We start from the raw sequence: 14390 nt of genomic DNA, 5'->3' as shown, positions 1-14390 counted from the left end.
GGTATCCGGAAACGCGCAGCGGATGAACGACGGGCGACCCGCCCCGGCGTTCACCGTCCCACCGCATCGTGCGCACGCCCGGCTCAGCATGCCGCGAACGTCGGCACCGCCGGGTCGATCGCCAGCGCACGCTCGTTGAAGACGACCGGCACGCCGCCGAGCCCCAGCCTGCAGTTCGGACGATCGAGCCGCCACCCGTCGATCCGCAGCGCGACGCGCGACACCGGTGCGCCGCCCGCATGCGGCAGGTCGATCGTGATCTGCCGCTTCGCGCCCGGCACCAGGTTCAGGTAGTTGTCACTGTAGAACGCGGGCAGGATGCGCGCGCCGATCGACGGGTCGAACGCCTGCAGGTGAGTCATCAACGCGACGCCCGCACCGACGTTCGCGACGTTGACCGTGATGCGCGTCGTCACGTCATCGGCCTCGGCCGACGTCGCACTGACGGAAACGGCCGCGCCCGGCATCGAGTCGAGCGACGTATACGACGTGTCTCCGCCGTCGCGCTGCCGCCAGTAGACGTTCTCCGCGAGCGGATTGCCGCCCGGATCGGTCAACGCGAGCGACACCATGCACACGTCGGATTTCGCGGCGGCCATTGCCGCCTTCAGGTTCGCCACCACGCGATACGACGCCTTCGCGACGCCGCCGGCATCGGCCGTGGCGCGGCTGCTCAGCGTACCGTCCAGGTTGTACACGCGCATCTCGACGCTGCCGGCCACGGCCGCGCCCGTATGGTTCGCGATCGTCACGTCGGCGGTATTCGCGTCGAGGATCGCGTTGACGCGACGGCACCCGTGCTGCACCGCGAAAAACGACGCATGTTCCTCGAGATCGTGGCTGTACATCTGCCACACGAAGCTCGGTTGCGACGGGTTCGTCATCCACATGATCACGCCGGTGGCCGGCGACGTGATCTTCCCGGCCACCGGGCCGATCATCACGGCCGCATTCGCCTCGTAGATCGAGCGGATGCACTCGTAGTTCATCATCTGCGCCTTGCGCACGAAGTCGGCGAGATTGCGGATCGCGCCGTAGCGCAGCGCCGTCATCGCGATGTAGCCGGCGCCGCCCTGCTTGCCGACCTGATAGTAGTACGCACCGTTGCCGTTCATGTCGCGATCGGCCCAGAAGTCGTCCGGACACTCGTACGAACCGGGCGGCAGCATCGACTCGACGCATTCGAGTGTCGGGATCGAGTGCGAGCCGACTTCGTTGTGAAACGCGACCGACGTCGTGCCGTAGCCGCGGCTGAACGCGGCCTGCGGCGACGCCCAGTTGTACGGCCCGCCGGACGAGTAGCCGTTCACCGCACCGGCGCCCGTATCGCCCGCCGAACTGGTGAGGCACAGGCGTTGCGGATCCAGCTCGGTGACGAGCGCGTCGAGCCCCTTGACGAGCGCCGGCGGCGGCGCGCCTTCGTTGCCGCCGCACCAGAGCAGGATCGACGGACGATGACGGTGGCGCGCGATCACGTCGCGGATGTTGTCGAGATCGCGCGGCACGTTGGCGGCGCCCGAGCCGTCTCCTTCGGTCGAGAAGAAGAAGTCCTGCCAGACGAGGATCCCGTAGCGGTCGCACGCATCGAAGAAATCGTCGCTCGTACTCTGTCCGTTCCAGTTGCGGATCAGGTTGAGATTCGCATCGCGATGCAGTCGCACCTGGTTGAACAGCCGTTCGCGCGGAATGCGCTTCAATGCTTCGTCGAGCCCCCAGTTGCCGCCCATCACGAGAATCGGCAGGCCGTTGACGGTGATGCTCAGCTGCGTGCCCATGCCGATGTCGCGCGAATACTCGATGCGGCGCAGGCCGACGTTCAGCGTGCGCGCATCCGACAGCACGCGTCCCGCCTTGATGCCCACCGTCACCGCGTAGAGGTTCGGCTCGCCATACCCGTTCGGCCACCACAGGCGCGGCTGCCCGATCGACAGCGCCGCGATATCCGACGACGTGAGCGACACCTTCGTCGTGGTAGTCGATGCGGGAATCGCAATGTCGTGGCTGAACGTCACGCCGGTGCCGATGCTGCCGACGAGCGTCGCGACGAGATCCTGACCCGAGCCGTTGTCCAGTTCGAGGTCGAGCCTCAGCTCCGCACGTGAAAGATCGGCAGACAGTGTATGCGCGACATTCAGTGCCGCGATGCGCACCGGGCCGGTCGTGAACCACGAGACCGGCTGCCAGATGCCGAGATTGCGGTCGGGGATCGTCGGCAGCCAGTCCCAGCCGGCCGAACAGAAAAACGTCGGGCCGTTCTTCAGCGTGACGCCGGTCGGGCCGCCGTTGCGGCCGCCGCGCGTCACGCCGCTCTTGTAGTTCGGCAGCAGCGGCCCTTCGGAGAAATCCAGCTTGACGACGCGCACCGCGAGATGGGCTGCGCCCCCCGCCTGCGGCACCAGCCGCGAGATGTCGAACGTGCCGTGCTTGAACGCGCCTTCGAGCCGCCCGACGAGCGCGCCGTTCAGCCAGATCTCGGCGCAGTAATTGACGCCACCGAAGGTCAGCCACAATCGCTGCCCCGGCTGCCGGGCCGGCGCCGCGAACGTCGTCCGGTACCAGTAGTCGGTGTCCTTCAGCGTATCGGGAAGGGTGTTCGTGACGATGCGGCCGTAGAACGGATCGGGATACTTGCCGTTGACGATCATGCTGTTCAGCACGGTGCCGGGCACCGTCGCGGGCGCCATGCCCGTCACGCCGCCCGCGCCCGACAGTTGCGCACCGGTCGCACCCGGCAGGCTGCTCGCGGACGCGAACGTCCAGTTCTGCGCGAGCTCCTGCGTGGCCAGCAGGCTGTGTTCCGGGTCGGCCGGCACGGCGGGCACCGTGGGCGTGATCGTCGCCGGGCCATCGGTGCCCGGCGTGCCCGCCGGGGAATCGATATCGCCGTTACAGCCTGCGAGCCAGCTCGTGCCGACCAGCGCGGCGCTGTAGGACAGGAATTTCCGGCGTTCTTTCGATTTCACTTGGTTATCCTCCCTGATTGCGTCGTCTCGACCGACGCACCCGGGACGCTATCCCGAGCGCGCCCCGGTTGGTTTATCGCGTGCTCGCCTGCTGCTGCATGCGCATCGCGGCCGACGGGCCGCCGGCCGTCATGCGCGTGTAGTCCGCGTTCGGCCCGGACGGCGGTGTCAGGTTGTCGGCGGCCGCCCATTGCGTCGGCGTCGCGGACAACGCATAGCGCATCGTTCCGCCATTGGCGATCGTGCCGAGCGGCAGCCAGGAACCCGCGTAATCGGCGCCGTTCACCTTCAGCGACTGGATGTACGCGAACGACGGACGGCCCGACGCATCCATCGCAACCTGCTTGTCGCTGTCGAGCCGCAGCGTCTTGCCGTTGCCGAGCCAGACGGTGATCCCGCCGAACTGCGGCGTGGACAACGCGAGCCCTGCTTCCGACGGAATGACCGGGAACATGCCGAGCGCCGCCCACACGTACCAGCTCGACGTCGCGCCCATGTCGTCGTTGCCCGGCAGCCCGTCGCGGCCGGTCGTGAACGCCTTCGACATGATGATCGGCAGGATGTACTGCGCACCGCTCGGTTGCCCGGCCCAGTTGTATCCCCACGGCGACTGGAACGACGGTTCGTTGCCGATATAGAGGTTCGTGGACGATTCGCCGCCGTTCAGGTCGGCGGAGCCCGGCACGGTCGAGAACGGCGTCGTGACCGCAAACAGGTTGTTCAGCCGCGTGACGGCCGCCTGCTTGCCGCCGATCGCGTCGATCAGCGCGGTCCAGTCCTGCGCGAAGGTCCAGAAGTAGTTCGGTTCCGTCGATTCATGGAACGAACCCTGCACGAGCGTACCCAGTGTGCCGGGCGCCGAACCGGACGGCGGTGCGTTGCGCGCGGCGATCACCTTGTTCGTGTAGTCGAAGATGTTGCGCCACCATCCTGCCCGCGTGTACAGCGTGCCGATGTTGTCCGGCGTCACGCCGACCGACGGCGCGTTCAGCACGCTGGCCGGCAGCGCCTGCAGGAACGCGGCGGCCGAGCGGTCGCTCAGCACGCGCTCGATGGTCGCGGACGACGAGTGGCCGTCATCGCTTTGCGACAGGTAGTGAGCCGTCAGGAAATTGGCGAGTCCCGCCGCACTCGTGCGGTCGTTGCACGCGCTCGACGGATCGAATACGGACTGCTTCGTCAGCCGCGCGGCCGACACCAGATCGAAATCGGTTGCGCCGAACTTGTACGCGCCGGCAATCACGTTCAATGCATTGTCGCCCGCCATCGGCGTCGAGTCGTCGCTGCCGTCGACCCAGTGCGGGAACGCGCCGCACTGCAACGCGTCCACGACCAGCGACTGCATCATGTCGCTCGATTCCTTCGGCGCGAGCATCGCCAGCAACTGCGCCTGCGACCGGTACGTGTCCCACAGCGAGAAGCCCGTGTAGTGATTGCCTGCGCCGCCCTGCGAACCATCGGCGCGCCGGAACGCATAGTCGCCGACCTTCGCCGTCGCGCGCGCCGGAATGGTGCCGGTCTGGTCGACCGACTTCGGATAGCTGCCGTCCGCGTTCCTCGGCTGGCGCATGCTGCGGAATTCGCCGTTCGAGTCGCTATAGAGCGTCGGCGTGCCGAACACGCGATAGAGCGCGGTGTAGAACTTCGTGAGGTTCGACTTTTGCGTCGCGTCCAGCACGGCGGGATTCGCGGCCTGGTCGATCTGGATCGTGTTGAGCCGGTCGTTCCACAGGCCGGATGCGTTCGTGCGGGCATCGTCGAACGCGAGTTTTTCGCCCTCGGCTTTCAGGTTGGCCTGCGCGTTCCGGATGCTCACCGACGAGATCCCGACCTTCACGGTAACGGTCCGGTCCGCATCGGTCAGGTCGAACTGCAATGTCGCCGCGCCGTTGCTGGCGGTGTTCACCGACGACGTGCCGGCCTGCTTGCGCAGCGGCTTGTCGAAGGTCGCGTAGAAATACACGGGCGCATTCCACACCGTGCCGTACGGCGTGCAGAATGCCGGCGCCACGGCCTGCCCGCTCATCGACTTGCCGTCGCTCGCGAGCGCCAGCGCGACGTTGTTCGCGGTGACCTTCGTGCTGCCCGAATCGCTGTTGCCGTTCAGCTTCGCATCGATCGAGAAGAAACCCTTGTCCTTGTTCGGATACGTGAAGCGTGCGAGCCCGGAGCGCGCGGTCGCGCTCAGCTCCGTCACGATGCCGTTCGCGAGGCGCACCTTGTAGTACCCCGGCTGGGCCGTTTCGTCCCCATAGCTGTACCCGATGCCGACCGGCCGCCCGCCCGATGCAATCGCCGTCGCCGCATCGGTCGGCAGCATCGCGACCGTGCCCTGTCCCGGGCAGCCGACGCCGCTCAGGTGCGTGACGCTGAAGAAGTCGATCGTGCCGCCCGAGCCGCCCGACGACAGGTAACCGCCCGAGCCGTTGAAGTTGTAGCGCGGCGTGTTCGGCCCGAAGTTCACCATGCCGAACGGCACCATCGCACCCGGGCTCACGTTGCCCGCGTAACCCGAGTCCGCGTTGACCTGCGTGCCGATGAGCGGGTTGACGAACTGCGTCAGCTGCATGTTGGTACGCGTGGGCGTGGACGGTTGCCCCGGTTGCGACGGCTGGCCCGGCTGCCCCGGTTGCGATGGTCCCGAAGTCGACGGCACGTCTGCGCCGCCATTGCTGGCGGTCACGGTACCGTTCACGTCGTCGCCGCCACACGCGGCAAGCGCTGCACAGGTCAGCGCAGAGACGATCAAGAGTCTTGAATTTTTCATTTTTCGTTTAGTACCTTTGATTAAACGAACCATCCGGCGGCGATGCTGTTCCGCCGCGCCGCCAGGCTTGCGGCCTTGCGCGGCGCGACGCCGTCTGCCCCACCCGATCTGCGTCGCGCAGACTTCCGCTTGCGAATGCCCGGCGCCGGCCGCTGCCGCGGCGACCGTCGCCGGCCTCCTCCGTCATCCGGCGCGCTATCGCGCGGCCGGCGATTTGCCCCATGCCGACGGCGTGTCGTCCAGCCCGAACGTGAGCGCGCCGCCGTTGCTTACCTGCGCGAAATCGATCCACGTGCCCGTCAACGGCGCACCGTTCAACGCGGCGTTCTTCACGTAGATCGAACCGGGATGGTCGGTATCGATCGTCAGCGTCTTGCCGTTGCCGAGCCGGATCGTCGCGTGCGGGAACAGCGGGCTCGTCAGCGTGAAACCCGGCACGGCCGGAATTTCCGGGTAGAGGCCGAGCGCGGCCCAGACGAACCAGCCCGACGTCGCACCTTCGTCGTCGTTGCCCGGCAAGCCGGACGCCGCGGTCGTGAACTGCTCGTCGAGAATCCGGCGCACGAGTGCCTGCGTCTTGTCGGGGCGGCTCGTCCAGTTGTAGAGCCACGGCGTCGCGAAGGCCGGCTCGTTGCCGATCCACAGATGCGGGCTCTTCGAACCTGCATTCAGGTACGTGTTGAACGTGTCGAGTCGCGGCACGACCGCCGCGTCGCCGCCCAGCACGCCCATCAGCCCCGGGATGTCGAACGGCACCATCCACGTGTACTGCTCGACGTTCCCTTCGATTTCATCGAACGAATTCGCGACCCAGCTGCCGTCGCTGTTGCGATCGGACAGGCGCGGCAGTGTCGCGCCCTGGCTGCCGGGCGCGGCCGGATTGATCACGTTCTTCCAGTTCGCCGACCGTGCGAGCAGCTTCGCGGCGTTGCCCGTGTCGCCGAGCGCTTGCGCGAAGCGCGAGATCGCGTAGTCGGTCGTCGCATATTCGAGCGTCGTCGACGCCGTGCCGCCGCTGTGGCTGCTGTCGACCTGGATCGACGCATCGGCAGGCAGGTAGCCGTACTTCCGGTACTGCGCGAGCCCCGGCAGCGCCGTGACCCCCTTGCATGCGGCGACGGCGCCCGACGCCGTGTCGAGCATGATCGACAGCGCCTTCTTTGCATCGAAGCCCGTCGCACCGTACAGGTAGCTCTGCGCAATGAGGATCGGCACGTTGTCGCCCGGCATCACGTCGCTGCTCGTATTGCCTTCGACCCACTTCGGGAACGCGCCGCCGCACGTCCCGGCATCGTCGACGAGCGACTGCATCATGTCGCCCGCGGCCGCCGGCTTCAGCCATGCCACCAGCGGCATCAGCGAACGGTAGGTGTCCCAGCTCGAGAACGTCGTGTAGTGGATGCGGTCCTTGCCTGCATTGGCGGTCTTGCCGCCCATCGTCAGGTAGTCGCCGTTCGCGTCGCTGAACACGCTCGGCGCAAGCAGCACGTGATACAGCGCGGTATAGAACTTCTTCAGGTTGCCGGCGCTGCCGCCCGTGACCTGGATCGCGTTGAGCGCCTGGTTCCAGGTCGCGTCGGCCTGCGCGGCGATCTGGTCGAAGGTCTGCGTGCCGCTCTCGCCGTCGAGGTTGTCCTTCGCGTTCTTCACGCTGACGTACGAGATCCCGACCTTCAGGTTCACCGTCGACGGCGCACCGGACGACGACGCGAACGTCAGTTGCGCGCTACCGCTGCCGAGCTTCGCGGTAAACGGCTGGTCGACACGCGCATAGAAGTAGATCTTGTAGGTCTGCCCGCTGCTGCAGAAGCTGCCGCCCGTCATCGACCCCGACAGCGCCTGCGGATCGTTCGGGTCCTGCGCGATCGAGCCGCCCCACGACGCCGCGTTGGTCTTCGCCGCGAGATTGAGCTGCCCGCGCTGGCCGGCCGGCCATACGAAGCGCGCGATGCCCGAGCGCAGCGTGGCGCTCAGCTCGGTGCGAATGCCGTTGTCGAACGTCACGCCGTAGTAGCCGGGCCGCGCCGTTTCGTTCGCATGCTTGAACGCAGCCGGGCCGGATTGCCCCGCGACGGTCGGGAACACCGGCAGTGCGCCGCCCGCGCTGCAGCCCACGCCGCTCAGGTGCGCGAGGCTGAAGCCGGTGATGCTCGTCTGGCTGTAGTGATAACCGGGCGGGCTCCACGTGTTCGGCACGGACGGCGTGTCCGGCCCCCACTGAACCATCCCGGAGGGCATCGTCGCGGCAGGCGTCGTGAAACCCCCGAGCAGGTCTTCCGGAGCCGTATTCGCGATGTCGGGAACGAGCGGCGGAACCTGATCGGTGCCGATCATCGGATCGACGTACTGCGTCAGCTTCAGATCCTGCGCCACGGCAGGCACCGCAGGCGCGGCGGGCGTACCGGGAGACGCGGCAGGCGCGCCCGATGGCGCGACAGTCGTGTTCGCGGGCACCACGCCTGCGGCCATCGGCGCCGGCGTGCTGTCCACCGAATCGCCGCCGCATCCGGCGCCTCCTATCGCGACCGCGATGGCCGCCACTATCCAGCGTGCACTGTTCGTCAACGTAGGCCTCCTGTGCCGGGACTGTTTTGTGCTGCGTTCCCAGGGGCTTACAGTGCCGTAACAACTGTTTATTCACTACAAGAAGTTTCCCGAATTTTCAGTTTGTTTAACTAAACAATCGGGAGTTAAGTGGCTTTGGGTACACATTGCCGGCGCTTGTTGCGTTGCAGCGGGACGGGCGACGGACGTGCATCGACCGGCGCCCGGCGAATCCGGGCGCCATCGGCACTCAGGGATGCGAACGAATCGACGAGGCCGGCGTCAGCGCGGCAACGTCCTCAACGACGACGGCCCGCCCGTCAGCGCGATCCGCTTGCCCGTATCGCGCAGCTTGCCGCCTTCGACCGCATACAGCGCAAGCTGTCGTTCGACGTTGAACTGCACGATCACGTGCCGGCTGTCGGCGGTAAACACGATGCCCTGCGCGGCTTCGCCACCGGGCAACTCGCTCACCTTCACGGCCTGTCCGTCGCGGATCGCGAACAGCAACACCTTGCCGAGCTTGTGGCGGCCCGGGTTGTCGGCCGTCAGGTTCGAGCCGTCCATCGCCTGCACGGCGATCCACTTCCCGTCCGGCGAGATCGCAACGCCTTCCGGCAGCGACGGCACCGTCAGGTACTGGACCGTGCGGAACGGCACGCGCGACACGTCGATCAGCGCGACCGAATCGGCGTCGCCCGCAAGCGTGCCCGTATAGCCCGGCAGCCCGGCGAGCCCCACGTTGCTGACGACGGCCCAGCGGTTGTCGCTCGACACGTCGATCGTGTAAGGCGCGACGCCCGTGCTCAGGCGCGTGCCGCTGTCGGTCACCTTGCCGTCGTCGACGTTCAGTACCGCGACGCCCTGCTCGTCGCGCAGCGACACGAGCGCATGCTTGCCGTCGTGCGTGAAGCTGATCCCGGCCAGCCGCTTCTTGCCGATCTTCAGGTTGCCGTCGAGCGTCACGTGCGGGCCGTCGATGCGCAGGATCGACACGCTGCCGTCGACATTGGCGACGAGCGCGAGCCGGCCCGAGCGGTCGATCGCGATCCCTTGCGGATGCGTGCCGAGCTCGATGCGCGTGATCGCGGGCGGCGTGGTATCGAGGTTCACCACCTGCAGGAACGTGTCGAACACGAGCTGCTTCGCAGCCGTGTCGTAGCGCGTCGGCGCACCGACGAGCGCGAGCTTCGCGTCGGGCGTGATCGCGACGGCCTGCGGCGGCCCCTGGATGCCGTTCTCGACGTCGACCTGCAGCGCGACCTTCGGCGGGAACGTGCTGGCGTCGAGCAGCGTCAGCGTGTCGGCGGGCGGGGACGGCAGATAGGTGTCGCGGCCCTCGACGCGCTGGTACTTGCCGTCGTTGCCGGACACGATCCAGTCGGCGGCGTGCACGGCGACGGCCGTCGTGGCGAGGGTCAGCGCGGCGAGCAGGCGCGCGCTGCGCAGGCGGAAAGGATTCGATTGCATGGCGGTCGGTTCTCCGGATCGGTTGCGGACGCAATGGATTGCCCGGCCCTGCTGCTCGACGGGCCGGTGCCACCGCATGATGCCCGAAAGCGCGCGACTCCGGCGTCTCGCGCCCCGCTCCGTCAGGCCGCCGGCCGCGCGCCCGGCGACCACTGGGCGGCTTCGTCGAGCGGATACACGGGCCGCTCGAGCCGCGCGTAGCGGAACAGTCCGTAGTCCGAGCCCGTCACGCCGCGGCTGTCGCATTCGACCAGCGCGGCCGCGATCGGCACGAACACCGGCCGGCAGTACATCCGCGACTTCAACAGCAGGAAGCGCGCGCGGCGCGGATCGACGCCGACGCTCTCGAACACGCCGAGGTCCCACGGCTCCTGCGTCCGCTCGGTGACGACGAGCGTGGCCGTGCCGATATCGAGCACGGCCGCGCGGCCCATGTACGCGCGTTGCCCGGTGTAAGTCGGCCCCGTGATCACGTATTCGCCGTCGGTGATCGCACGCACGACGCCCGTCGCACGGAACGGCTCGCGTCGCACGCCGCCGTGCGACGGCAGCCGGTTGCCGACCGGCACCGTGACGGTCGCGCCGACGCCCGCGTCGATCAGCGCGGCGACGGCATCGGGGTCGCACAACGGCCCGCTGACGATGCCGTCGAGCCCGTGTGCGAGTGCCGCCTCGAGCAGGTCCATCGTGTCGCACGGGCCGCCCGACATGCAGTTGTCGCCGTGATCGAGCATCAGCACCGGGCGATCCGCGCCGTGCGCAAGCGCCGCAGCCTGCGCAACCGATTCGGCCAGCGGCGCGCTGCGATAGACGAAATCGTCGCGCGCCTCCCAGATCTGCCGTGCGATGCGCTCGGCCACCGTGTCGGCCGCGGCGCGGTCGCCGTCGGCCACCACGATCACGCTGATGCATGGCGCGGGAATATCCGCGAGCGAGAAGCCGGGCAGCACCGATACCGCCAGCATCCCGTCGGCTTCCGCCGCGCGCGCGGCCTCCACCGCGCGCCGCATCGCGCCTTCCGCGCTCGCGCTGCGCAGCGTCGACGTCATCAGCGGCGGCTGCCGCCACGCGAGCACCGGCCGTGCGCGGCCTTGCAGCCGGTCGAGCAGCACGCGCGCCGCATGCTCGCCGGTCTCGAACATGTCGACGTGCGGATAGGTCTTGAAACTCACGATCACGTCCGCGTGATCGATCATCTTCTGCGTGACGTTCGCGTGCAGGTCGAGCGCAACCGCGATCGGCGCATCGGGGAGCGCCGCGCGCACGCGCGCGAGCAGGTCGCCCTCGCCGTCCGCGCTCTGCTCGGCGACCATCGCGCCATGCAGATCGAGCATCACCGCGTCGCAACCGGGCGCGGCCGCGACGATCGCATCGCAGATCGCCGCATACGCGTCGGCCGCGACGGGCCCGCTCGGGTTCGCGGCTGCCGACACGGGCGTCACGATGTCGGCACCTTCGCGCTCGGCCGCGTCGATGAACGCGGCCATCGCGGTGCGCATCCCGCGATTCGCGCGATACGCATCGTCGCCCCAGTCGGGGCCGTTGCGGCCGAACGCGGCGAGCGGCGTCGGCACCGGCGAGAACGTGTTGGTCTCGTGATTCATCCGGGCGATCAGGATCTTCATCGCGCGCCCCCCTCCGCGAGCGCGGCCACACCGCGCATGCGTTCGTTCATCTGCATAACCCGCATCGTCCAGCTCCCCGCAATCGATATCGGCGCGCGGCGCCCCGCAGGACGCCGCCGCACGTCGCTCAAGCGTACCCCGTCGTCCCCTTCGTTTCCAGATACTCGACGAGGCCGAACTCCGCGTACTCGCGTCCGTTGCCCGAGCGCTTGTAGCCGCCGAACGGCGCGGCCGGGTTCCACGCCGGGTAGTTGATGTGGACGTTGCCGGCGCGCAACCGCGCCGCGACCCGGCGTGCGCGCTCGAGATCCTTCGACTGCACGTAGGCCGCGAGCCCGTACACCGAATCGTTCGCGAGCGCGACGGCTTCTTCCTCGGTCCGGTAGGTCATGATCGACAGCACCGGCCCGAAGATTTCCTCGGCCGCAATCGTCATCGCCGGCGTGACGTTCGAGAATACCGTCGGCCGAACGTAGAAGCCGTCGCCGAGCCCTTCCGGCCGACCGGGGCCACCCGCGACGAGCGTCGCGCCCTCTTCGATCCCGAGCCGGATGAAATGCTGGATCCGGTCGAACTGCGTGCGGCTGACAACCGGCCCGATACCGGTTTCGGCCGAACGCGGATCGCCGACGACGGTGCGCTCCGCCTCGCGCCGCGCCGCCTGCTCGGCCCGCGCCAGATGATCGACATGCACGAGCATCCGCGTCGGCGCATTGCACGACTGGCCGCTGTTGCTGAAGCAGCTGCGCGCGCCACGCGCGACCGCGTCCTCGATATCGGCATCGGGCAGAATCAGGTTCGGGCTCTTGCTGCCGAGTTCCTGATGCACGCGCTTCACGGTATCGGCGGCCGCCTTCGCGACCTCGACGCCCGCACGCGTCGAACCCGTGAACGACACCATGGCGACATCCGGATGCCGCGACAGCGCGTCGCCCACCTCGTGCCCGTAGCCGTGCACGAGGTTGAACACGCCGGGCGGCACGCCGGCCTCGTGCAGGATCTCGGCGAACAGGATTGCGCTGAACGGCGCGATCTCGCTCGGCTTGAGCACCATCGTGCAGCCGGCCGCCAGCGCCGGCGCGACCTTGCATACGATCTGGTTGATCGGCCAGTTCCACGGCGTGATCAGCGCGCACACGCCGATCGGTTCGTGCGACACCAGCAGCGAATCGGTCTGCGTGCTGAAGCGGAACGACTGCAGCGCCCGGATCGTCTGTTCGAGGTGCGCGGTACCGACCGCGGCCTGCATCGCGCGCGCGAATGCGATCGGCGCGCCCATCTCCTGGCTGATCGTCTGCGCGACTTCTTCGTAGCGGCGCCGGTAGATCTCGAGGATGCGCTGCAGCAGCGCGACGCGCTCGTCCACGGACCCGTGCGAGTACGTGTCGAAAGCCCGCTTCGCCGCACCGACCGCACGGTCGACGTCGGCCGCGCCGCCGATCCTGAGCTGCGCATACGGCCGCGCGCTGGCCGGATCGATCACGTCGATCGACCTCGCATCGGCGGGATCGAGCCACTGGCCATCGACATAGGATTGTTGTGCTGTTCGCATCGAATGCTCCTGACAGGAAAGATGCCGCGCTCAGCGCGTCGCCCGCGCATAGGTGTCGACGAGGATGTCGCGGATCTGCGCGACGAACCAGACGATTTCGTCGCGCGACATCACGAGCGGCGGCGAGAACTGCACGATCGGCGTGCCTTCGTGATCGACGCCCGCGCGGCACAACAGCCCCGCGTCGAAGATCGCGGGTGCGAGCATCGTCGACACGAACGCCTGCGCGCTGATGCCGGCCGCCCAGCGGCGCGCGGCCTTGTCGGTCACGAGTTCGAGCGAGTAGTGGTAACCGTCGCCGCGCACGTCACCGACGCACGGCAGTTCGAGCAGCCCGTCGAGCGTCTGGCGGAAGACGGCTTCGTTGTTGCGGACGTTCGCGAGCACGCCTTCGCGTTCCATGATCGCGAGGTTCGCGAGCGCGGCCGTGCAGGCGACCGGATGGCCGCCGTACGTCGCGCCGTGCAGGAACATCTGCTGCGGCCCGTCGAGCACCGTGTCGACTACGGCGTCGCTCGCGATCACCCCGCCGAGCGGCACATAACCCGACGCGATGCCCTTCGCGAACGTGATGATGTCCGGCTTCAGCCCGTAGCGCGCCGAGCCGAAATACTCGCCGAGCCGGCCGAACCCGCAGATCACCTCGTCCGCGACCAGCAACACGCCATGCCGGTCGCAGATGTCGCGCAGCCCGGCCGCGTAGCCGGCCGGTGGCGTCAGGCTGCCGCCCGCGTTCTGCAGCGGCTCGACGACGATCGCGGCCACCGTATCCGGCCCTTCCTGCACGATCAGCGACTCGATCTCGTCGAGCAGATGGCGCGTGAACTGCGCTTCCGTCTCGCCCGCCGGGCGCCCGTAGCGCTTCGTATTGCCCACATGCCGCACGCCCGACATCAGCGGCTCGAAATGCTTGCGGAAGTTCGTCATCCCGTTCAGCGCGAGCGCACCGAACGACGTGCCGTGATACGCGACGCGCCGCGCGATGAACTTGCGCCGCTGCGGTTCGCCGCGCGACTGGTGATACTGGCGCACCAGCTTGATCGCCGATTCGTTCGACTCCGAGCCGCTCGACGTGAAGAACACGCGGTTCAGCCCCTCCGGCGCCAGCGCCGCGAGCTGGTGCGCGAGCCGGATCGCCGGCTCGTGGCCGTAGCCCCAGTTGGTCGCGAACGGCAGCCGCACCATCTGCTCGCGGATCGCATCGCCGATCTCCGCGCCGTGGCTGTAACCGACCTGCACGCAGTACAGCCCGGCCAGCCCGTCGAAATAGCGCTTGCCGTTGCGGTCGACGAGCCAGCAGCCTTCGCCGCGGTCGAACACGGTCAGCGCGTTCTCGCGGTAAGCATCGGCATGCGTGAAGTGCATCAGCAGATGGCGCTTGCCGAGCGCCTGCAGGTCCGCATCGAGATTGACGTCAACAGCCTTCATGGGTCACTCCTCCTTCAGGGTTTCAGAACCGGCGCGCGGCC

The 14390-nt window shown here is 68.1% G+C and carries 7 protein-coding genes; all 7 read right to left on the bottom strand.

All coding sequences use genetic code 11. The features are described from left to right. Positions 1–83: 83 nt before the first annotated feature. Positions 84–2963, bottom strand: coding sequence for a glycoside hydrolase family 2 protein (locus ACWMMN_RS33075; protein WP_486424344.1), 2880 nt, complete (start codon positions 2961–2963; stop codon positions 84–86). Positions 2964–3036: 73 nt separating this feature from the next. Further along, positions 3037–5730: a GH92 family glycosyl hydrolase gene (locus tag ACWMMN_RS33070; protein ID WP_486424343.1), complete on the bottom strand. Its 2694-nt coding sequence runs from the start codon at positions 5728–5730 to the stop codon at positions 3037–3039. Positions 5731–5925: 195 nt separating this feature from the next. Next, the gene (locus ACWMMN_RS33065) at positions 5926–8295 is read right to left on the bottom strand and encodes a GH92 family glycosyl hydrolase (RefSeq protein ID WP_486424342.1); all 2370 of its coding nucleotides are present in this window, start codon (positions 8293–8295) and stop codon (positions 5926–5928) included. 261 nt (positions 8296–8556) lie between these two features. Next, positions 8557–9744: a beta-propeller fold lactonase family protein gene (locus tag ACWMMN_RS33060; protein WP_174993557.1), complete on the bottom strand. Its 1188-nt coding sequence runs from the start codon at positions 9742–9744 to the stop codon at positions 8557–8559. A 122-nt stretch (positions 9745–9866) separates the two neighbouring features. Next, positions 9867–11369, bottom strand: coding sequence for a M81 family metallopeptidase (locus ACWMMN_RS33055; RefSeq protein WP_486424341.1), 1503 nt, complete (start codon positions 11367–11369; stop codon positions 9867–9869). Positions 11370–11496: 127 nt separating this feature from the next. Further along, entirely contained in the window at positions 11497–12921 is a 1425-nt protein-coding gene (locus tag ACWMMN_RS33050; protein ID WP_174993559.1) for an aldehyde dehydrogenase family protein, read from the bottom strand. A 30-nt stretch (positions 12922–12951) separates the two neighbouring features. Continuing rightward, on the bottom strand, positions 12952–14349 hold the full coding sequence (locus tag ACWMMN_RS33045; protein ID WP_486424340.1) for an aspartate aminotransferase family protein: 1398 nt from the start codon (positions 14347–14349) through the stop codon (positions 12952–12954). Between the last annotated feature and the right edge of the window lie 41 nt (positions 14350–14390).

It is taken from the genome of Burkholderia cepacia complex sp. TUM26381 (genome assembly GCF_057439935.1).
The sequence above is the reverse complement of the archived record's forward strand: the minus strand, read 5'-3'. Positions and strand labels throughout refer to the sequence as shown.

Coding starts and splice junctions, on each gene's coding strand:
- ACWMMN_RS33055 (WP_486424341.1), bottom strand. CDS start 11,369: ATGAAGATCCTGATCGCCCGGATGAATCACGAGACCAACACGTTCTCG.
- ACWMMN_RS33050 (WP_174993559.1), bottom strand. CDS start 12,921: ATGCGAACAGCACAACAATCCTATGTCGATGGCCAGTGGCTCGATCCC.
- ACWMMN_RS33045 (WP_486424340.1), bottom strand. CDS start 14,349: ATGAAGGCTGTTGACGTCAATCTCGATGCGGACCTGCAGGCGCTCGGC.
- ACWMMN_RS33070 (WP_486424343.1), bottom strand. CDS start 5,730: ATGAAAAATTCAAGACTCTTGATCGTCTCTGCGCTGACCTGTGCAGCG.
- ACWMMN_RS33060 (WP_174993557.1), bottom strand. CDS start 9,744: ATGCAATCGAATCCTTTCCGCCTGCGCAGCGCGCGCCTGCTCGCCGCG.